This is a genomic window from Paenibacillus sp. J23TS9, from assembly GCF_018403225.1.
GTDB lineage: Bacteria > Bacillota > Bacilli > Paenibacillales > Paenibacillaceae > Paenibacillus_AQ.
Genome location: NZ_BOSG01000001.1, coordinates 1543355 through 1564855, shown reverse-complemented (window position 1 = coordinate 1564855; position 21501 = coordinate 1543355). Strand labels below are relative to the sequence as shown.

Sequence of the window (21501 nt, the reverse complement as noted above, 5' to 3'; positions counted from 1 at the left end):
CTCGGTTGGAGACGTTTTCGCTTTTTCCGTTTCGGTATAGGGAGGGAAATGTGAATGAAGAACAAAACCCCGGGATATCGGCGTAAAGAAATTATTTGGTCTCTGATATTTATTGCGCCGCCAATACTAGGCTTCCTGATCTTCAGCTTGACGCCATTGATAACTTCGTTCGGATTAAGCTTCATGTCATGGGATATGTTCACGCCCGCAAAATTTACAGGTACGGAAAACTTTCGGTACATGTTAGAGGATGAGAAGTTTTATAAGTCACTTTATAACACGATTTTCTTGCTTCTTGGTGTACCGCTAGGCATGATTATTTCTCTGGTGCTGGCAATCTTGATGAACCGGTCATTAAAAGGGATTTCGATATTTCGTACCATTTACTATATTCCGGTAATTTCGCCGATCATTGCCGTTTCATTACTTTGGCAATGGCTGCTGAATTACGATTACGGGATCATCAATGAATTCATTTGGAATATTCTAGGCATCCAAGGGCCTAACTGGCTTGGCGATCCAAACTGGGTTAAACCGTCTTTTATCATCATGGGACTTTGGGGCGGAGTAGGCGGAACCATGGTACTCTATCTGGCCGGCCTGCAAGGAATTCCATCCAGTTATTACGAAGCGGCTCAGGTGGATGGAGCTTCACGCTGGCACCAATTTAAACATATTACGCTTCCGCTTTTATCGCCGATTCATTTTTATGTTGTTGTTATGGGGGTCATTGGGACTTTCCAGTCCTTCAGCCAAATGTACATTCTGGCGGCCGACGGCGGACCGGAATACAGCGGGGCGACGATTGTATATTACATCTTCCAAGAGGCCTTCAAGTATTTCAATATGGGGTATGCAAGTGCAGTGGCATGGGTACTCGGGATTCTGATTTTCATCCTAACCCTATTCCAGTTCCGCTTATCCAAGCGCTGGGTCTACCAGGAATAAGCTCATGCACGAATAGGAGGATTGAAAAGTATGGTAAAACAACGCCGTTTGATCAATTTGATCGTCTATATCGTACTGATCGCGGGGTCATTTATTATGCTGGCCCCACTAGCTTGGACGCTTTCAACGTCCTTAAAAAACCAGAAGCATGTTTTTGATATTCCGCCGCAGTGGATTCCAGACCCGGCAACATGGCTGAATTACAAGGATGTGTGGGCCAAAGCGCCTCTACTGTACGGTTTTATGAACAGCGCCATCGTCGTGGTGACTGTTTTGTCCGTTGGTTTATTTGTTGCGGCAATGGCAGCATATTCGTTTTCCAAGTTTGACTTTCCGTTCAAAGAAGGTATTTTCCTTGCCCTGCTGGGAACGATGATGATCCCTTATTCCGTCGTCATGATTCCCCAGTATATCGGGTTCTCGGAACTCGGATGGGTCGATACGTTACTGCCGTTAATTGTACCTGGAATGTTCGGAAATATTGTAACGATCTTCTTCTTTCGGCAATTTATGCAGGGTTCCATTCCGAACGACCTTATTGACGCGGCAAAAATCGACGGCTGCGGGTATTTTCGTACGTTTACGACCGTGGCGCTTCCTATCGTTAAGCCGGCGATCGCAGCCCAAGCTGCGCTTGGTTTCATGGGAATCTGGAATGACTTTTTGGGACCACTTATTTATTTGCATACGCCGGAACGGCAAACCATTCAGGTGTTGATTGCTAGCATGCAATCCAATTATATCTCCACCTCCAATTATCCATCACTCATGGCCGCTTCGATTATTGCGCTTTTGCCGGTCGTTATCGTCTTTTTCTTTGCCCAACGTTACTTCATTGAATCTCTTGCCATTACGGGCATCAAGGGCTAACCCATGAAGCAAAATCAAAACGTATGGAGGCATATAGGGATTGCGCTGGTAGCGGCCGGAGTTGTGGCGGCAGCAGCGATCTTTGTTTTAAGAGATAAGAATGGAAACGAGCAGACATCCGGAGGAGAGATTGCAATGAAACAAACCTATCAAAATCCGATGAAACTGGATCAGGAGTGGGAGGACTACGGGATAGGCGATCCCTATGTACTGAGATTCAACGGGAAGTATTACTTGTACTGCAGCACGAAGGATAGGCGGGTCGGAATCAAGTCGTGGAGCTCAGAAGATCTTATCCATTGGAAATATGAGGGGCTGGTAACTGAAGATCCAATAACGGAGGGAGCTTATGCACCGGAGGTCGTTTACTGGAACGGGTCATTTTATATGTACACTTCTCCCGGCGGCAAAGGACATTACGTGCTGAGAAGCGATAATCCGACTGGCCCGTTTAAGATTCAAACCGATAATTTGGGATTAAGCATTGATGGTTCCGTGTTTATTGATGATGATGCGAAATGGTATTTTACAAACGCCGCATCCGGCGGTATTATGGCAAGCACCATGGAGAATCCTTACACCATCGGTCCTGGAGACAAGCTAAATACGTCACTGGGACATTGGACCGAAGGTTCGATGATCATTAAACGTCAGGGGCGTTATTATATAACTTATACAGGCAATCATGTGTTTAGCCGCGGATACCGCGTCAATTATGCGGTAGCTCATGATTCGCCGAACGGAATCTATACGATACCGGACAATAACCCGATCCTCATATCGACCAAAGAGGACTTTAACGGCTTAGGGCATAGTTCAACCGTGATGGGTCCGGATATGGATTCCTATTATATCGTATACCACAATCTGATCGGCAGGTCGGCTGAAGGCCCACCGGTTCGGATGATGAATATGGATCGGCTGCTTTTTAACGGGGATAAGATGTCCGTTGCAGGCCCGACGTATGGGATGCCGGTGCAAGCGCCCGTACGGCCTGCTTTTTATGATTATTTGACGGGGTTGCCTGGTGAAGAACATTGGCAACATCAAGAATCGCGGCAAGACAAAGAGACATGGGTTACCAAGGACAGCACCAACAGCAAGTTTACGGCTGAGTTTAATGCCGTGATCTCCGAACGGGAGAATCAGGAGGCTTCGGGTCCTCGGGCATTTGAGGCGCTATTTTCTTACCAAGATGCCGACCGTTTCCGTGGTATTCGGGTGGATATGGAATCAAAAACGTTATCTTTATTTGAAACAGATCAAGGAAAGGAACGGGTCGTCCAAACCGGGGATTTGCCGAAAGGAATGGATATGACCAAGCATCATACCATGCGGGCGGAATCAGATCAAGAAGGGACATTGGTTTATTGGGACGGACTGCTCCTGCTGAGCGACGAGCAAATGAAAGGTGAAGTCGGCGCGATCGGCTACAGCTGGTCAACGGCTCTGAAACCGACTTTGAGCTACACGGCCTTTTCGAACGAAGCGGGAGGCAGCAGCGATCATAAGGTTCTTCACCCGCTACCGGGAACGATGGAAGCCATTCACGGTATTCCGGGAGAGGAGAAGGGGCAGGCATTTTCCACGAATGATGAGAATACGCCGGATAGAAGCTACTCGGTAACCCTCACGAAGAATGACTCGGAGCTGTCCTTTCCTGTTTATGTCAAGGAAGAAGGCACTTACCTGATCTCCGCTATGGTGGCAAAAGATAGCGCGGGAGGCAAGATATCGGTTCATGCAGGAGGAAAGGGCACAGAGATCAAGTTAAAGGCAGAAGATTTCTCGAATGAGTCGGAGTGGTCGAAGATTCCGTTGGCATCATTCCATCTCGGCGAAGGGCCTCAATGGATTTCCCTCTCAAAAGTAAAGGGAGAAGTATCTCTGCGGTACATCGAAGCCGATAAAACAGTCCCTGCACCATCCCGGCAAACCGTCGAATTTACGGATCAATTCGGAAATTGGGAGATGAACGGGGAACAAATAATGCTTCTATCGCAAGATCGGGAAGGCAAACTGTTCGGCGGAGATCCGGGCTGGAGCGATTACGAAGTGAATTTTCAAATGACTCATACGGAAGAGGCGCCGTCGAGAGCAGCTCTGCTATTTAGAACAGACAATGAATCCGATTTTAAGGATCAGGTAAATGATTCGTTTATGGGGTATGAACTCTCCTTCAATAACGGGTTTGTGAGACTGAACAGGATCAGTTACGAGGTAAACGAAGAGGTGGCATCGGAGCTCCTGGAGCTTGAAAATAACAAGGCCGTGAACATCCGGGTAAAGCTCGAAGGCGCTGGCATCAGCGTATTTATCGGCGACTCGAAAAATCCGTTGTTAACCTGGATCGATCCCAATGCTTTCCTGACAGGACGTGTTGGATTGCGCACAAGCTCGCAAGGCTGGATATTTTCGCCAATCACGGTCTCACCGATCAAATAGACGAAAAGATCTGCTCGAGATCATCCGTGGTTAAACATTCCAAATAGGAGGAGTAACATGTCACAGCAAACTTTCCAAAACCCGATGCTTGCCAGAGGGGCTGATCCTTGGGTAATACAGCATACGGATGGGTTCTACTATATGTCCGTTACATTGCGTGACCGCATTGACCTTTGGCGGAGCCGGACTTTGACGGGATTGGCTAATGCGAAGCCGACAACCATATGGACTCCGGAGCAGGAGGGCCCGTATTCATATCGTTTATGGGCGCCGGAGATTCACTTTATTGACGGATGTTGGTACATCTATTATACAGCCGACGATGGTGCTGGCGATGATACACGAAGAGTATGCGTTCTTCAACTAGAGGGAGATGACCCCATGCAGGATCCGTGGATCTTTAAGGGGGCCGTCAATACGGAATTTTCTGGCCTCGACGGAACGGTGCTGCAGCATCATGATGAGTGGTATTTCTTCTATGCCGGATATGGGCATTTCCCGGACTATGGATCAGCGATTTATGCAGCACGCATGATCAATCCCTGGACCTTGACCGGACCGAATGTCCTGATTACGGCTCCCACGGAATCTTGGGAAAAGCAGGGTGGAATGGCGATTAACGAGGGTCCTGTGTTTTTGCGGCGCAACGGGCGGATATTTCTTATATTTTCCGCCAGTGCCACTTGGTCCGATGATTACAGTCTTGGGATGGCGACGATTCAGGATTCCGAAGATTTGCTGGATGCCTCGGCATGGACGAAGCATGACGGTCCCGTGTTCGCCAAAAATCCCGGACAGGGTGTATACGCCCCTGGGCATAACAGTTTTACCGTTTCGCCCGACGGATCGGAAGATTGGATAGCCTATCACGCCTATTCCTACTCCGAGTCCGAACAGGACCGTTCATCCGGAACGCCGCGAAGCATGCGGATCCAGCGGTTTGGCTGGAAGGAGGATGGAACCCCGGATTTTGGAGTTCCCCTATCTACAGAAGTTCGTATTCCTTTGCCTGCGGGAGAGGCATAGCTCGATTGGTTACCCGGTCAAGCGAGACGGGCAGGATAGTTTAAGAAAGATCTTTATTTTTTTAACCCAAGTGATATAATTTTAATTATGGTAAAATACGGTTTGTAATAAAATGGTCCTTGGCATTCGATGCCAAGGGCCATTTTATGTTTATGAGAATATACAAATTGGAGGATTAAAAATGAAGTGGACTTCTATCAGGGATTTTCTTCATATTCCGAAAAGTATTACTGGAAGAGGGGTTAAAATTGCTATTATAGATGGAGGTTTTTATGGTCACCCAGACATTATTTCTAATCACATTAGAAATTCTTTCTTGGTAAAAACACATACAAACAATCCAGTACCAATTAAAATTACAAATGAATCACAACTGAATAATGGTCATCACGGATTATGGACAGCTTCTGCTGCCGGAGGTTCTGGCTTGTTGTCAAATGGAATGTATTCTGGGGTTGCTCCTGGAGCGGACATGTACTTAATTGAAACAGGATCACTTAGAACGGCAGAAGATGTCGAGAAAAATGTGGGGAGTGCGTTACAGTGGGTGATACAAAATGGAGGAAAATACGGGATAAGAGGGATTGTTCTAACGGTTGTTGGTCAAAGGGACACAGGGCTTCTTCCTTGGCAAGCAGATCCCCTTCGTATTTTATGTGAAGAGTTAATTTACAAAGGAATATTGGTTATAGTGGCATCGGGAAACAATATTGAGCTAACTAGTAGTTCTGTCATTTCACCCTCCGTTTTATCTGTAGGAGGTGTTGCTATACCTAAAAGTGGTGAGAGGGAAAGTGCTACTCCCTTTCCTGGTAGTAAAGGAATTACATTTGATGAGAAATGGAACCCTGATATTTTGGCTCCAGCAATGAATGTTGTTTTGCCTTTCCCATTTAAGTCAGAAGAAGAACGGTTAAATCATTATACAGTGATGCACGACAATCTTCCTCCAAATTATGCTCGACAATGGGGGACCTCATATGCCGCTCCTATAGTGTTAGGATTAGCAGCATGCTTATGGCAAATACAACCCGATTTGTCAGCTGAACAAGTTAAAGAGGCACTAATATCCAGCTCTGAATATAACGGAAGATGGGTAGAATTAAAGGCCGGACTTGTATCCTCAAATGCTTTGACGCTTGATTTTCATCAGATTGCTGACACTGGCATTAGAAGTTCTATGTATTTACGGTGGAAATATTGGAAAGAACGCTCCTTATCAGAAAAAATAGAAAAAATCAGCACTTTTGACCACGATGTGATTGATATTCTTTTATCATTTTTACCTGAAAGAGTACCTAATGAAGCAATTAATACTGTGCAAAAGTTGCTATATCACCCTTCATTTAAAGTGAGAGCAGCTGCAATTACTGTTCTTTCGACTCAACCATCCTCCATAAGTTACTCAGATTTATTACATTGTCTTACTGATGAATCCCCAAGTGTTAAAATGGGGGGGATGTATGCACTTAGATTATGTTCTATCTTTTGGGGGGAATTAACACCGACTCTTTGTATTTTAATAAACGATGAGAATACGGATATTCGTTATCATGCTTGTAAGTTAGCCTCAACAATAAAAAGCAAGCAATTCATTAAGCCATTGATGGATGGATTAATAGAAGATGCGCGAAAAAAAAGAATCGGCACCTTTGGGAAAAGACACTTTGCTTTGGAAAAAATAACTGGTATTGAGATACCGCGAGAGCCTGAATGGAAAGAAGGGGAAGATCCTTATTCAGAATGCAGCATTAATGCTCTCTTAGAAATAGCAACAAAATGGAAGACCTCCTTTCAAGAGAGGCAGTGATCGCACAGGCATGATCGTAGAATAAACAAAGGATTTTATTCAAGATTCGTAGAATTGGAAAGCATTTTGTAACTAGAACATTTGACGCATCTGCGATGGGAAATGGGGATTGCCAAGCAAAAGGTAAACCCACCTGTTCAACTAACTGGGAAACGATAGTTCGATACCGAAAGAGCTCCGGGCACGGTAATTCGAATTAAATTTATTGCATTGACCAGATTATAAACACGCTGTAAAATAATGTTAATAATATCGTTGAAAGTAATGAACTTACTTAAAGGTAAGGGGATGATTTATCAATGATTCATCAGCTTGAATGTCCTGTGGAGACAATCATTCATGTTCTGAGCGGCAAATGGAAACCAATGATTTTATGGCATTTGATACTATCCAATCTGCGATTCAGCGATCTGGAAAAGCTTATACCTGATGTTTCTCAAAAAATGCTTTCACAACATCTACGGGACTTGGAGCGAGAGGGTATAATCGATAGAACGGTCTACCCTACAGTCCCTCCAAAAGTAGAATATTCCCTTAGTGAATATGGAAAAACATTGATTCCTGTAGCAGAAGTCATGTGTGCTTGGGGAGAAAAACATAATAATCGGAAATATGAAGAACCTGCTTCTTAGCTGGTTCAAACAAATCATACACACAAGCTGCCACGGGATTTCCCCTGGCAGTTTGTGCTGTTTTACAGTCAGTATTCCTTCGCCGTGGACAAACATGGATATCCCATTCTGCTTAAGCTTACTTTTAAGTAAGTACCCTACTTTAAAGTGGGTTCTTATCAAGATTTTGAATTGATGCTAAGCTTGAGTCAATCCAATGACGAAATATCGGGATTCATTGATAAAGGGAGGGAAAAATGATGAAGATTATTGTTTTCGGGGCAACCGGAAATACAGGAAGGAGAGCGCTTGAGCAAGGGAGTAAAATGGGGCATGAAATGACCGCATTCGTACGAAACTCTGAGAAGTTTAACCAACAACAAGGCGAGCGTTCCGCAAAACAGGTAAAGGTGATCGTAGACGACATGATGAACCCGGCAAGCGTCGGTGAGTCGCTCTCGCATCAAGACGCCGCTATTATTGCTGCCGGCCATGCAGGACAAGGAGATGAGTTCGTTCGTCTCGTTGATAACATTATAAGCCAATGTGAAAACCACCCAAGTTTTTCTGGGAGGGTATGGGTAATGGGAGGTGCCGGCCTGCTGGATATTCCATATACGGATCTCATTGGCAACAATCTGCCCGGTTTCCCTACCGAGTATAAAAATCACAACCGGAATTTTGAACGACTGCTGCAATCTGAGCTCGATTGGTCCATGATGTGTCCGGGAACCATGAATGATTCGATAGAGCCTTCGGTGTCGGTTCATCTGCATGTAACAACGGAAATATTGCCCATTTCAATCCCGAAGACAATTGAGGGATTTTCCGAGGCCGATATAGCCGGTTACTTGTTCAGCCGGTTTCAAGAGCTGGATGTTGCTTATGATGATGTCGTAAAATGCATGCTAGACCATATCGAGCCCGGAGGGCCTTTTACTAGAAAAAGGGTCGGTCTCGCCTATCAAAGCGATTATCCGGTTCGCTAAGAAGCTGGAAGGGAGATGATCAGTTTGTTGGGATGGCTTCTCGTTTTGCATTTATTGGCTGCGATCGCGGTAATCGGTCCCGCTTTCGTGGTACCCGTCATTCGATGGTCTGCTAGAACGGCTGACCAGTTTCGCTTTGCTTTTGAGGTAACGAACAAGTTTGCCTTCCTGCCCAAAATTGGTGGAAGTGTACTTATTGTTACCGGGGTTTGGATGATGATTATAACCAAGATGGGACTGTCCCAAATGTGGCTAAACATATCAATCCTTTTATTATTGCTCGTGATCGCCACGCTCGACGGATTGATTGAACCACGCATTAAAAAGATTATGCAGATTGTATCTATCAGTCAAGGCATTGGGGATGAAGTACCCGCCGAGCTCGCCCGATTGATGAAGAAGATGGTACCCATCGAGTTGGCTTCACTGGTGATGATGATTGCCATCACCGTGCTTATGGTCCTTAAACCATTTTAAAGAAGCCGCCAAGCCTATTAACAATCGGCCCTTGTATAGTTACAGATATAGAAGATTCAATATCGAAAGGCAGCCGTAGCAACACTTTGTTCCGCTAATAGGGAACAATAATTGAATATAATACATCGTTGAGCAGGCGCTATGGAGTCCTGCTCATTGTATTAACGAGCAGATGAATGCACTGAATCTCCTAAATAGTAATTTTAATGTTATAATATCCCATATCGTTTTGATTTGAGAACGGAAAGGAGCAGGATGGAAATCCAGAAATGAACCAAGACATTGTTGATTACTCTCATGAGCATGTTAGACAGCATTTATACGCATTCCACAAAGTCTGAACAAGTAGAAGTACGTGGGATAAATATATAAATTTACTGTATTAGGAGGTCGTGAAATGGCATTTCCGACACATATTGTATCGGCAGGCGGAATAGTAGAAGATGGAAATGGAAATATCTTATTAGTAAAAGCACATGACGATGGTTGGGTGTATCCTGGTGGGGATCACAGAAGTTGGAGAAAATCTGATTGATGGCGTGATTCGTGAAATCAAAGAGGAAAGTGGAATAGACGCCACTGTTAGCTATTTAATTAGTGTTGTTTCGAATACAGCGATCCATAAATGGTATGACGGTGTGACTGATGTCCCTACGAAGGTCATGTTTGATTTCGTGTGCAAAGCTGTGGGTGGAGAGTTAGCTACCTCTGAAGAAACGAGCGAGTGCAGTTGGGTTCCCAAGGAAAGTGTTCTGGATCTCATTACCTTGCCCGCAATCCGCATGCGTTATGAAGCTTATTTGAACTTTAACGGCTCTGTGAATTATATGGAGTATGTCACTGCGACAACGTCAGAATGTAATGTCAAACTTCAAAGGCGTGTTTAATGGTAGTTTTTTGATGAGGAGGTTTAATCCATTTGTATAAGGCAATTCTTGATGAGGATACATACATTTCTATTTTTGAAGAGAGGCATTCACAAGAATTATATGAGTTAATAATAAGTAGCCGTGACTCCATAAGAAACTGGCTCGAATTCCCTGATCAAACCAACTCTGTTGATGATACTAGAGCCTTTATCAGTCGATCTTTAAATAGGTTTGCAAATAATAATGGGTACTGGGCCGGGATATGGTATAAGGAACAAATTGCTGGATCCATAGGGTTTTTAAGCATTGACTGGGATGCCAAGCGTACAGAAATAGGTTACTGGTTAGGTTCGAAATTTGAGGGTAGGGGTCTAATGACAAACGCATGTAAAGCCTTCATTGATCATGCGTTTAATGATTTGAATTTGCGAAAAATTGAGATCGGGGTAGCAACCAATAATATCAAGAGTCGTGCAATACCGGAACGTCTAGGATTTACTCAAGAAGGGGTTATTAGAAATTACGAACAGCTACATAATCAGTTTCTTGATAGAGTAATTTATGGGCTTATTATAGATGAATGGCAGTGAAATAATGAATGGGTCATAAACAAGAAAGAATACGTTCAACTAACGGGGAACGATAGCTCAATAAAAAGGGGAAGGCAGCCGGCTTCTTATCGGCTGCCTTTTCTCAGCTAACGGGCAGGTTAGTCAAGAAGACGTAGCAGAGTACCCCTGAACGAGAATAAAGGGACCCCTCCACATCGGACGGGTCCCTTCTTAAGCAGATGAATCCTGGAAAAGTCGGAGACCTTAAAAGGACTGAATTCTAATTCTATTGTTCGGTCAAAATAATCGGGCCATCCGCAGTAATGGCGATCGTATGCTCGTACTGTGCGGAAAGCGAGCCGTCAGCGGTTCTGGCGGTCCAGCCATCGGCATCAACCGTCATAAACGCTTTTCCGGCATTAATCATCGGCTCGATCGTTAAAACCATCCCTTCCTTTAAGCGGAACCCTTTGCCCGGTTTCCCGACGTGGGGATAATTAGGTTCCTCGTGCATTTCTCTTCCTACGCCATGACCAAGCAGATCGCGCACCACCGAGAATCCGTTTCGCTCGGCATGAGTTTGAACCGCGTGCATCACATCGCCGATCCGATTTCCGACGACAGCTTTTTCGATGCCAAGGTATAAGCATTCCTTCGTGACCCGCATCAATTTACGGGCTTCCTCCGACACCTCGCCGACCGCATAACACCAACCGGAATCGCCGATCCAGCCGTCCGCTTCCGCAACGATGTCGATGGTAACGATGTCGCCTTCCTTGAGCGGATTCCCGTTCGGAAAACCATGCGCAATGACGTCGTTGACAGACGCGCATGTGGCAAACGGATAGCCGTTGAAGCCTATCGTATAAGCTTTGGCGCCATTTTCCTTCAGGAACCGCACCGCGAACGACTCGATTTCGAGCGTCGTGATACCTGGCCGGATCATACCTGCTATGGCTTGATGAAAAGCAGCGACAATGTGGCCGGCTTTTCCCATTTCTTCAATTTCTGTTCTCGATTTCAATGTGACCATTCTATTTATCTCTCCTTTGCCTGATACCTGAAAAAATCATATCGACGATGCCTTCCACGTCTATCTCGCTCTGCATATTGTGGTGGATGTTCAAAGCCGTGCAGCCGACAAGCGAACCAAATATCAGATTAGCTGTTTTCTCCGGCGTTGAGGAATCGATTCCTTCACGAATCAGTTCCACAAAGGGCAAATAGATTCGTTCCTGAAAATCGGCAGACAGCTTAATAAACCGGTTTCCCGGGAAGTGATGAAAATTATCTGAAACCGTTTTAAGGAAAATGAACACGGAAGGATCCTGTACGCATTTCCGTAGAAGCAGCCTGGAGAATTCCTCAGCTTTCAGCAAACAATCGCCGTCCCCCGTCAAAGCGGGTTGTATTGCCGACTCCGTTCGATCCAGAGCATCCCATAGTAAATCCTCCAAAAGCATGTGCTTATTTTTGTAGTAATGGTACACGGTTCCGTAGCCGAGCTCTGCCTTGACCGCAACATCGCGTATTTCCAATTGAATGCCCTTCTCCAAATATACTTCCGCAGCGGCGTCCATAATTTGGTTCATCCGCATTTCCCGGATCGCATCATTTTGTTCTTTGGTACGTGGTGACATGGCTCCTCCTTTTTTAGACCTGCTGTAATGTCAATGTAAAAAACAATATACCTCATTTGAAGGTAAGGATCAAGTACTCGATTCGCCTGTTTTTTGGTACTGCAAGCCTTCAGATGCAAGAATCGCTTATAATCGCGAGTCGGCATGGCGAACACCATAAAATAATAATCTTTGCGGCTTCAGCCCATACGCGGCACTGATCTTCCTCATACGTTATATGGTACCTGCCTAATTAGTTGAAGAAAAATCATTGATCCATAAAAGGAGATGGAAGCATCCGTGAAATCTCAGGTTCAGCTTACTGGACGAGTGATCTTTAGGGGGGAACCCGGTTATGAAGCGGCTCGCAAAAATTGGGATCCGCATACGGACAGATTTCCTAAAGTGTTTGTTTTCGCTCAAAAAACGCAGGATGTTGCAAACGCCATAAGATGGGCCCGCAAAAACCATGTCCCTATCCGTCCGAGAAGCGGCAGACACGCCCTGGAGGGCAACCTTTCACAGGTAAATGGCGGCATTGTCATCGACGTAAGCGACATGAAGAAAATTAAACTGAATAAAAAGAGCGGGACTGCCGTGGTCGAGACCGGGAATCGGGTAGGAAGAATTGTGAATAAGCTGGCGCGCCAAGGTTATATCGCCCCATTTGGTGACAGCCCAACGGTGGGGATCGGCGGAATTACGCTTGGCGGGGGAATAGGACCGCTGCAAAGGACGACCGGGCTCATCAGCGATAACCTGATCGAACTCGAAATGGTCGACGCTAAGGGGAGAGTTCTCCGGGCAAACAAAAATCAGAACTCCGATCTCCTGTGGGCTTCCCGGGGTGGAGGCGGGGGCAACTTCGGCATTTATACCAAATATAAATTCAAAGTACTGCGCGCTCCGGCGAAAGCTACCGTATTCCACATTACCTGGCCATGGAACCAATTCGAAAAAGTCGTGAAAAAATGGCAAGTATGGGCTCCAAACACCAGTACCAAGCTGGGAAGCGAATTAAGCGTTGGTCCTAAAAAAGGCGGTAATGTCAGTATGCTGGGACTTTACCTCGGATCAAAAAGCGAAGCTATACGCCACTTAGAGCCTATTCTTAGTGTCGGCACGCCTACTCAAAAAACCATACGCTATCTGCCATACATTGAATGTACGAAGTTTTTGTTAGCTCCCGATCCCGTGCTTACCCAAAGGTTCAGCAACCAATTCTCCAGCAGCTTCGGCAGAAAACCGTTTCCAAATAAAGCATTTAAAGCCATGCGCGAATTTCTCGAGAAAGCTGAGGGAGGAACACCTGCCGGATTTTACTTCCTGAACTGGGGCGGTGCCATAAGTCGTATCGCACCTAGGGATACCGCATTCTTCTGGCGTGACCCTAAATTTTATGTAGAATGGAACAGCTCATGGGTGAAACCATCCCATGCGGCTAAAAATATTGCCTTAGTTCGAAATACCAGAAAGAAACTGCAGCCCTATATCGTAGGCTCCTATATTAACGTTCCGGATCAAGGCATCCAATGTTCTGGGCCGGTCTATTACGGAAAGAACTATGCCAGATTGAGAAGGGTCAAAGCGAAGTACGATCCGAATAATGTATTCAACAATCCGCAAAGCATCCCGCCAGCTAAATCAACCTAAACAAGCTGTAGACACCGGGCTATCATAAAAAGGAAGAACCATGGCAGCCATGATTCTTCCTTTTTATATTTCACATTTATGGTAAACTTTTTACCAAGAAGATAAGTTTGACATATCGTACCACGGCGGGAGGATAACACTATGAATAAGGCGGTAGGCGTAACTGTGATGTCTTACAATATTCATCACGGCGTAGGTGTGGATGACCAGTTAAGTTTGCAAAGAATTGCGGATGTCATCCGTGATTCCGGTGCAGAAATCGTCGCCCTACAGGAGGTTGACCGATTTTACGGAGACCGAAGCGAATATAAGGACCAGGCAGCAGAATTGGCAGTCTTGCTCGGCTATCACTACGCATACGGATCCAATCTTGATTTGGGACCAGAGGAGGGACGGGCTGACAACCGCCAATATGGGACCGCTATATTAAGCAAGCATCCTATTATCCGGCATGAGAATATATTGCTCAGCAGCTTTGAAGATGAGCCGCGCGGTGCACTGCATGCCATTGTAAATCTGCGTGACGTTCATATGAATGTATACAATACGCATCTCGGACTAGATACCACGAGCAGAACGGTGCAAGCCCAGGAAATTATTGACCTTGCCACCTCCGCCCAGGGACCGAAGATTTTAATGGGTGATTTTAATGCCGAACCCGACAGTCCAGAGCTTCAACTGCTGCTAAATAGCGGATTATTCGTCAACAGCTTTCAGGGAATTGAAGATGCCTATACTTTCCCGTTCAGCAATCCGCCCGAAATCATCGACTACATATTAACGTCTCCCACGGTACAGCACTCGAATCAGCAGGTAATCCGCACGGACGCTTCGGACCATCTGCCCATCGCAGTCGATTTGGCGTTCAAGTGAAACGAAGCGGCTGATAACGGCCTGTCGGGATGCAAGAGGTGTCTTCAATCCAGCGGCTGCGGCTGAAGCCGGAATCCTTCCGGCATCGGGTTAGAAACGAACAGAAAAAAACGTTAAAAACGCTACTGACATAATGGTGTCAGTAGCGTTTTTGTACCCTTAGATAAAAAGATAACTAAAGGCGATGATAAATTGATGAGCACAACAAAGGGAGCATTACAACGATTTGAGGAAACTGCGTTACCTTATATTCATGAAATGGATCCGTTCAGTCTGGATCAGCTGAAGGAATATGGATCAATGCCTGGTGCCAAGCCAAGATCTCCAAGGATCTCCAGCGGACAAAACCGAGATTGGCGGGGATCTGGATGCGTATAGATGAGATAAGCATAGAAAGCCGCTTCTGGGTTGGTGTCGTATCCGCATCCCACGTAAAGCGGGGAGAGCAGGGGGGATTCGCCCAGCTCTGTCATGGTAAGTCAGCACCTTTACGTAAGATGAGAGCAGGCGATTGGTTGATCTACTATTCTCCGCGTACAGATATGACGAAAGGGGAACCGCTTCAAGCATTCACCGCGATCGGAAAAGTGGCTGATGACCAAGTATATGAATATCTGATGTCCGAAACGTTTGTGCCATTCCGCAGAAATATCAGCTATATTCCATGCCACGAAGTCAAGATCAGGGATCTATTGGACCAACTAAGCTTCACGCGCGGGAACCGAAACTGGGGCTACGCCTTTCGCTACGGGCAGTTTGAAATCAGCCGGGAGGACTTTATGATCATTGCCTGTGCGATGCTCCAATGAGCAAACAAAAAACACCTCTTTCGAATCTGCATTCATAACATGCGGATTCAGGAGGTGTTTTGTCTTGTCCCGGGATTCGGAATCACTTTAGTGCATCAAATTCACTTGTAGTGCGCAAAAAATTCTTTCACAAAATCCAGAAAATGAACGGCTGCCTGCGACATATAATGCTTCCGATTCCAAGCGATGCCGAATGTTCTTATGCACTTCGGATCAACGATTTTGATCTGTACGGTCTCCTTGTTCAAGGCTCTGGTTCCTAACGATAGCGGAAGCGTCAACGTGACGCCGAGTCCCATTTCGACCAGGGTTTGGATAGCACTCGTTTCTTCCAATTCAAAAGCAATATTCGGCTCAAAGCCTGCCTGACGGCAATATTCGTCCGTGATTTCACGGAAAGTCGAGCTGACGGGAACGGAAATAATGGGTTCGTCAGCCACTTCACTCAAATGAACGCTTTCTCTTACGGCCAATGGATGATTCTTGGGCACGGTTAATCGCATTTCCTCTTCCACTAAAGTCAACCATTCAATGTCGGGACCGGTAATGGGGTAGGTGGACAAGCAAAAGTCCATATTCGATTTTTCCAGTTCCTTTCTCATTTCCAGCGTGGTGCTCGGTTGGCGCTGCGATATCCGAACATGGGGATGCCGGGCCAAGAATTCCTTTAGGAGTGTCGGCAAAATATGGGGGAGCATCATGCAAATCCTTAACTGCCCCCGGTATAACCCCGCCATCTCTTTGATTTCCGTTTCTCCTTCTTCTAATGCCCTAAAAGCCTCTTCCACTTTACCCAGATATACTTTTCCATAAGCATTTAATTTAAGCTGTCTGCCATGACGGTCAAAGAGGGGGACGCCCAGATTCTTTTCCAGCCTTTGGATCGAGTTGCTGAGCGAAGGTTGAGAGACATTTAACAGGTGGGATGCTTTCGTCATGTTTTCCTGCTGGGCGATCGCCTGGAAATATTTCAATTGCAGAAACTCCATCATGACCTCCTATATCACATCAATGTTATATATAAATTATATAATTAGTATTATACATGATATAAGGTTTTTTTGTATAATATTTCACATGCTGTTGATTCGGAAAGGATGGAGTAGAGAGAATGTCAGAAGGTAAGATATGGACCAAAAATTTTGTGATTGTTTGTTTGAGCAGTTTTTTTATGTTCCTGACTTTTTATGTGACGGCCACGGCCTTCCCTTTATATGTGGGAGATCATTTAAGCGGCAATGTACAGCAGATGGGTCTGGTGATCACGATTTATGTGGTTGGAGGCGTCTTAATCAGGCCGTTTTCCGGATTCTGGGTGGATCGTTTCGGTAACAAGAAGATGGCGCTGATCGGGCTTGGCATATTTTTGCTTGCCTGCATCTGCTATTTCGGGGCAAGTGGAATCGCATTATTCCTAGTGATTCGTTTTCTTCACGGCATGAGTTATGCGGTTGCATCGACAGCGACAAGCACGATTGCTGCTTCACTGATTCCCAATACCCGAAAAGGGGAGGGAATGGGTTATTACAGCATGTTTATGAGCATTGCCATGGTTATCGGACCGGCATTCGGCCTGTTATTGTGGCAGGATAAAAACGGAATGCTGCTACTGTCTGTTATTACCGTGATCGCGTTTCTGTCCCTGCTGTTTGTGCTACCGATCAAAGACCAAGATACATCGATTAAATCCAAACCAACCGCTGCGAAAAGTAGCTTCAGCCTGCGAGAGATCTTCGAACTGAAAGCTCTGCCCATTTCAATCGTGGGATTTGTATTAGCTTTCTCATACAGCCCGATTGCCGGATTTATTGCGCCGTTCGCCAATGAAATTCACCAATCCAAAGTGGCCAGCACGTTTTTTATCGTGTTTGCTGTGATGATTGTGGTTTTCAGACCGCTGGTAGGCAAAATATTCGATAAATTTAACGAGCATGTTTTGTTTTATCCCGGATTTATTTTATTCGGATTGGGCCTGCTTCTATTGAGTCAATCCCACACGGGAAGCATGGTGCTGTTATCGGGTGCTTTCATGGGAATCGGATATGGTGCTCTTTTTCCTTGTATCCAGGCGCTCGCCATGAAGCTGTCTCCTATGCATCGAACGGGCGCAGCCAACGGCACGTTCTTTTTATTGTTCGATCTGGGATATGGGGCAGGCTCGTATGTCATGGGCTTGATTAGCTCTCATTCCAATTACCGCACGATGTTTGCGGCTGCCGGCATCGTCGCATTGGCAGCCATCATCCTGTACTATTTTATCCATCATAAACGGCAGTCCGCTGTAAAGACGATTCGCAAAACGGCTTCAGAAGCCGTAGAGTAAGCTAATTTCGTGAGTGTCTTTTTGTGCAAATGGAAACAGCATATCTCCTGAGGGGAGACATGCTGTTTTAAGTTTTTCATCGAAAAGATCGTCTTGTATATTTTACTGCGTAATGAATTCAGAATGTTCCTAACTCAGGCCTGTTCCTGTTTAGGCGTTTTGATCAGGAGGGCCAAAACGGTAATGATCGCTGTGAAGACAAAGAGCATATTAAACCCGTTTTGTATGCCAAAAGCGTCGGATACCTGGCCGATCAAAAGTCCAACAACTGCGCCGCCGAGACCGGATGCGACATAAATAACGCCTTGCAGGGAGCCGGTCTGCTTCGTGAGCTTGGATGCAATGCCCTGTGCAGTAGGGAACAATACCGACATGGCAAGTCCGAAGAGCATCATCAGGTAGCTGGTGTTAGTGACCAGAATACGGCCAAGGATCAGTGACAGCAGGGCAAACAGCGAGAACGCGACCAATGTCCGGCGGTCACCAAGTTTGAGGATGATAAATCCTCCAAGAAAGCGGCCGATCGTAAAGAGGAATGCGAAGCTGGTAATGATATAAGCTGCCGTTGAAGCCTTTTGATCGGCAGACATTCCGGCAATGTTGAGTGAAGTGTAGAAGATCGGGAAGAAATTCAAGAACCCGGCTTCAGCCGCCACATAGAACAAAATATACAGAATGACAAAGAGAATCTGACGGTTCTTGAACAGTTGCAGTACCGATTTGAGCGTTACGCGGTCTTGCCCGTCCGCTGCAGCGAGAAGTACGAATCGCTTTTTATTTTTTAGCCATCCCTAGAAGATCCTTAGCGGCTAGATTAGATCCTTTAACCAGGCAGCAAGCGCCTCGCCAATTTCATGAGGCGAATCTTCCTGGGGATAATGAAGTCCACGGACGGTGATCTCTGTTTGCATTGACCAGGTACGGCAAAACTCAACATGAGAAATTGGCATAGTACCTGGATCACAATTGACGAAGAGTTTCGGGACGGAGCTCCGTGCCAACCACTCTCCGTACGTGGTAACAATGTCAGTCACATCAGCGGGATCCCCATCAAACGGAAGTTGCCGCGGCCAGGTTAACGTCGGGCGGCGGCCTTCACCAGGCAGCGAGAACGGCCTACGATATTCAGTCATCTCTTTCTCAGTCAACTTACGCAGAATGCCGATTGGAAGGTTAGTCTCGATGAACGAGTTGTGTTCTAACACCATCTGTTCACCTTCCTCTGATCGTAATGCCTGGAAAATTTTCCGCCCCCGTTCCGGAAGCTCGCTCCAACTACGAGGTTTTATGATTCCCTCCATGTATGCGATCCCTTTAACGGCCTTTGGATGACGGTAGGCCCAATCAAATCCCAGTGCCGATCCCCAATCGTGCACCACAAAAGTAACATGCTGGTGAACACCAATCTGATCCAACAGGGCATCGAGATAACGACGATTCTCTACAAAGGTGTAAGAGTCGGTACCACTATGGGGAATTTTCTCCGAATCACCCATACCTATGAGATCAGGTGCAATACAACGGCCAAACTCTCGAGCATAAGGAAGAATTTCACGCCAGAGATAAGAGGAAGTAGGGTTGCCATGTAGGAAGACAATCGGATCTCCACTTCCTTCATCTACATAGGCCATTTCTAGGCCAAGTACTCGTTGACGCTTTTTTTCGTAGGGAAAAGACGGCATGATCATTCAGAATCTCACCTTTCGTTGTTATATGTAAATGCATGCATTGATGAATGCAAGCACATACTTTCATTTGTTTTCTAAGAAAAGCCTCTTCGGAACTGTTCTCAGAGAAAACAATAACTAAGGGCTAAGTGCTTTCGTAAATACGCTAACGCTTTCTTCAATAAATTCGTCAAGTGTTTCTTCCGAGACCGCTTCTTTGGCATTTAGTCTACTGATGAAAGCCCCGTAATTCATCCACATAAACGATAATGCTTGGATTTCAGGATTTGAGGAGACCACTTTGCCTTCTGATGACATTGTAGTTAGATAATCAGCGAGCAAATTTTTCAATTGTTTCGGATTGCGCGAAGCCTCTTGTAGAACAGAATCAGGTAGAGTACTACTTCCTTTAAGCGCGATGGATATTAGTTTACTGTTTCGGTTCATGATGTTATGATACGTTCGACTCACTGTTAGCAGATCCTCATGCAGATGTCCTTTAAGACCCTCGTTAAAAACCCTAGTCATCTCATTACCATAGTGGAATCGGCTAAAGGCGGCCTCAAGCAGTTTTTCTTTCGTTCCAAAATGCCGAAATAAAGTGACTTCGTTCACTCCGGCAGCTAACGCGATTTCTTTGGTTGTTGTGCTGTCATATCCTTTTTCTGCCATAAGGTTGATGGTTGCCAGCAATATTTTTTCGCTTGTAGTCGGATTAGCACTCATAAGTTCATCCCCCCCCTTAATGCAAGTGCTTACTTTCATTTTATTGTAGATTACGTGTAATGTAGTGTCAATACAATATCCAACAAAGATGAAGTTGACCGAAGGAATATTATTTTGACTTGAGATCGACTTTTAACTATAACCGAACTGGAGAAATAGGTAAGTAGCTGATGGGTACGATAAATAGCAAGGAAAAGAGAGAACAGACACCTATTTAGCAAGTGTCTGTTTTTCCCAATTAAGGCGTCGCTCAATTTCTTCAGCTATTAGTATTCCATGGAATCGTCCATCTTCGATATAAACACGATTTGTAGTGCCTCCAGTTACAACACCTGCAAGAAAGGCGTTTTCAACGTTCGATTCATACGTTTCTGGATTAAAGGAAGGTACCAATGTTGAAGAATCAATCTCTATCCCAATGCTTTGTAGCATTGTTGTATCGGGTTGATATCCAATTAGTGAAAATACATAGTCATTTGAGATCGTAACCAACCCTTCCGGTGTATTTAAACAAACTGTAGTATCAAGTATCTTCTCCACACTGGAATTGGGATAAAATTTAATTTTTTCCTTTTCGATGAAATTTCGTATATCTAAAAGTAAAGATGGTTTAATTCCTTTGTAAACAGTGTCTCCACGATGGACAAGTGTTACGCGTGCCCCGTTACGATAAAGGTCGATAGCTGCTTCGACAGCAGAGTTTTTGCCTCCTACCACGGTTACGTCTTGTCCATGAAAAGAATGCCCCTCTTTATAATAGTGCATAACCTTCGACATATCTTCTCCTTCAACACCGATCCTTTTCGGATGATCAAAGATCCCTGTAGCCAAAACAATCATACGAGCTTGATAGGGAATTGTTGTTCCGATACGATCTACAGCATGAACTGTAAATGAATTAGTATTCTTCGAAATACTTTTAACCTTTTGAAAGCATTTAATATGAATACTTTGTCGTTCAGTAACAAGACGATAATATTTTAAAAGCTCCGTTCGTGTAGGCCTTACTTCTTGTGATAGGAAGGGGATATTACCAATTTCCAGACGGTCTGAAGTACTATAAAACCGCATATCTAATGGGCAATTAACAATTGAGTTCACAATCGCATCCTTTTCAACAATTACATAGCTGATTCCCTTTTCTTGAAGAGCAAGGCCAGTAGCTAAGCCGCAAGGTCCTCCACCTATAATGACAACATCATACATCTATAATTATCTCCTTAATCTTGGTTGAT

At 45.2% G+C, this 21501-nt stretch carries 22 protein-coding genes and 1 pseudogene; 15 read left to right on the top strand and 8 right to left on the bottom strand.

What is annotated here, in order from left to right:
* Window positions 1–54: 54 nt before the first annotated feature.
* The 11 genes from KJS65_RS07575 to KJS65_RS07530 all read left to right on the top strand — a co-directional run bounded on the left by KJS65_RS07575 (window position 55) and on the right by KJS65_RS07530 (window position 10635).
* Complete coding sequence (locus tag KJS65_RS07575; protein WP_213649268.1) at window positions 55–948, top strand: carbohydrate ABC transporter permease; 894 nt, start codon at window positions 55–57, stop codon at window positions 946–948.
* A gap of 30 nt (window positions 949–978) precedes the next feature.
* Window positions 979–1818, top strand: coding sequence for a carbohydrate ABC transporter permease (locus tag KJS65_RS07570; protein WP_213649267.1), 840 nt, complete (start codon window positions 979–981; stop codon window positions 1816–1818).
* 3 nt (window positions 1819–1821) lie between these two features.
* The gene (locus KJS65_RS07565) at window positions 1822–4263 is read left to right on the top strand and encodes a family 43 glycosylhydrolase (RefSeq protein ID WP_213649266.1); all 2442 of its coding nucleotides are present in this window, start codon (window positions 1822–1824) and stop codon (window positions 4261–4263) included.
* A 57-nt stretch (window positions 4264–4320) separates the two neighbouring features.
* On the top strand, window positions 4321–5289 hold the full coding sequence (locus KJS65_RS07560) for a glycoside hydrolase family 43 protein (protein WP_213649265.1): 969 nt from the start codon (window positions 4321–4323) through the stop codon (window positions 5287–5289).
* Window positions 5290–5470: 181 nt separating this feature from the next.
* Complete coding sequence (locus KJS65_RS07555) at window positions 5471–7099, top strand: S8 family serine peptidase (RefSeq protein WP_213649264.1); 1629 nt, start codon at window positions 5471–5473, stop codon at window positions 7097–7099.
* 299 nt (window positions 7100–7398) lie between these two features.
* Window positions 7399–7731, top strand: coding sequence for a winged helix-turn-helix transcriptional regulator (locus KJS65_RS07550; RefSeq protein WP_213649263.1), 333 nt, complete (start codon window positions 7399–7401; stop codon window positions 7729–7731).
* A 236-nt stretch (window positions 7732–7967) separates the two neighbouring features.
* Window positions 7968–8699 (top strand): NAD(P)-dependent oxidoreductase, encoded by a 732-nt coding sequence (locus KJS65_RS07545; protein WP_244864429.1) that lies wholly within the window; start codon window positions 7968–7970, stop codon window positions 8697–8699.
* Between the two features lie 15 nt (window positions 8700–8714).
* Complete coding sequence (locus KJS65_RS07540) at window positions 8715–9176, top strand: DUF2269 family protein (protein WP_213649262.1); 462 nt, start codon at window positions 8715–8717, stop codon at window positions 9174–9176.
* 397 nt (window positions 9177–9573) lie between these two features.
* Window positions 9574–9711, top strand: coding sequence for an NUDIX hydrolase (locus KJS65_RS30165; RefSeq protein WP_306432962.1), 138 nt, complete (start codon window positions 9574–9576; stop codon window positions 9709–9711).
* Window positions 9677–10063: an NUDIX hydrolase gene (locus tag KJS65_RS07535; protein WP_306432961.1), complete on the top strand. Its 387-nt coding sequence runs from the start codon at window positions 9677–9679 to the stop codon at window positions 10061–10063. The genes KJS65_RS30165 and KJS65_RS07535 overlap by 35 nt, the downstream gene beginning before the upstream one ends.
* A gap of 32 nt (window positions 10064–10095) precedes the next feature.
* Window positions 10096–10635 carry a GNAT family N-acetyltransferase gene (locus KJS65_RS07530; RefSeq protein WP_213649261.1) on the top strand — a complete coding sequence of 180 codons (540 nt, stop codon included), beginning with the start codon at window positions 10096–10098 and terminating at the stop codon, window positions 10633–10635.
* 247 nt (window positions 10636–10882) lie between these two features.
* Here the strand turns inward: KJS65_RS07530 and map are convergent, their stop codons facing one another.
* Together map and KJS65_RS07520 are read right to left on the bottom strand one after the other, a co-directional pair.
* Entirely contained in the window at window positions 10883–11629 is a 747-nt protein-coding gene (gene map, locus KJS65_RS07525) for a type I methionyl aminopeptidase (protein WP_213649260.1), read from the bottom strand.
* Window position 11630: 1 nt separating this feature from the next.
* Entirely contained in the window at window positions 11631–12236 is a 606-nt protein-coding gene (locus KJS65_RS07520) for a TetR/AcrR family transcriptional regulator (RefSeq protein WP_213649259.1), read from the bottom strand.
* Between the two features lie 279 nt (window positions 12237–12515).
* Between KJS65_RS07520 and KJS65_RS07515 the strand changes: the two genes are divergently transcribed.
* The 3 genes from KJS65_RS07515 (at window position 12516) to KJS65_RS07505 (ending at window position 15550) form a co-directional block, all read left to right on the top strand.
* A complete protein-coding gene (locus KJS65_RS07515) occupies window positions 12516–13868 on the top strand; it encodes an FAD-binding oxidoreductase (RefSeq protein ID WP_244864428.1) in 1353 nt (450 codons plus the stop codon).
* A 141-nt stretch (window positions 13869–14009) separates the two neighbouring features.
* Window positions 14010–14741 carry an endonuclease/exonuclease/phosphatase family protein gene (locus tag KJS65_RS07510; RefSeq protein ID WP_213649257.1) on the top strand — a complete coding sequence of 244 codons (732 nt, stop codon included), beginning with the start codon at window positions 14010–14012 and terminating at the stop codon, window positions 14739–14741.
* A 368-nt stretch (window positions 14742–15109) separates the two neighbouring features.
* Entirely contained in the window at window positions 15110–15550 is a 441-nt protein-coding gene (locus tag KJS65_RS07505; protein ID WP_213649256.1) for an EVE domain-containing protein, read from the top strand.
* Between the two features lie 101 nt (window positions 15551–15651).
* On the opposite strand, the gene KJS65_RS07500 is transcribed toward KJS65_RS07505, so the two are convergent.
* Window positions 15652–16542 (bottom strand): LysR family transcriptional regulator, encoded by an 891-nt coding sequence (locus KJS65_RS07500; protein WP_244864427.1) that lies wholly within the window; start codon window positions 16540–16542, stop codon window positions 15652–15654.
* A gap of 119 nt (window positions 16543–16661) precedes the next feature.
* On the opposite strand from KJS65_RS07500, the gene KJS65_RS07495 reads away from it, so the two are divergent.
* Window positions 16662–17873 carry an MFS transporter gene (locus tag KJS65_RS07495; RefSeq protein WP_213649255.1) on the top strand — a complete coding sequence of 404 codons (1212 nt, stop codon included), beginning with the start codon at window positions 16662–16664 and terminating at the stop codon, window positions 17871–17873.
* A 134-nt stretch (window positions 17874–18007) separates the two neighbouring features.
* Here KJS65_RS07495 and KJS65_RS07490 read toward each other — a convergent pair whose 3' ends face one another.
* The 5 genes and pseudogenes from KJS65_RS07490 to KJS65_RS07475 all read right to left on the bottom strand — a co-directional run bounded on the left by KJS65_RS07490 (window position 18008) and on the right by KJS65_RS07475 (window position 21472).
* Window positions 18008–18463, bottom strand: a complete 456-nt coding sequence (locus KJS65_RS07490; protein ID WP_306432977.1) for an MFS transporter — start codon at window positions 18461–18463, stop codon at window positions 18008–18010.
* Window positions 18455–18595 (bottom strand): annotated as a pseudogene (locus tag KJS65_RS30160) (MFS transporter); the annotation flags it as partial. The pseudogene KJS65_RS30160 and the gene KJS65_RS07490, both read right to left, overlap by 9 nt.
* Before the next feature lie 87 nt (window positions 18596–18682).
* Window positions 18683–19561 (bottom strand): haloalkane dehalogenase, encoded by an 879-nt coding sequence (locus tag KJS65_RS07485; RefSeq protein ID WP_213649254.1) that lies wholly within the window; start codon window positions 19559–19561, stop codon window positions 18683–18685.
* A gap of 117 nt (window positions 19562–19678) precedes the next feature.
* Window positions 19679–20266, bottom strand: a complete 588-nt coding sequence (locus KJS65_RS07480) for a TetR/AcrR family transcriptional regulator (RefSeq protein WP_213649253.1) — start codon at window positions 20264–20266, stop codon at window positions 19679–19681.
* A 210-nt stretch (window positions 20267–20476) separates the two neighbouring features.
* On the bottom strand, window positions 20477–21472 hold the full coding sequence (locus tag KJS65_RS07475) for a YpdA family putative bacillithiol disulfide reductase (protein ID WP_213649252.1): 996 nt from the start codon (window positions 21470–21472) through the stop codon (window positions 20477–20479).
* Window positions 21473–21501: the final 29 nt, after the last annotated feature.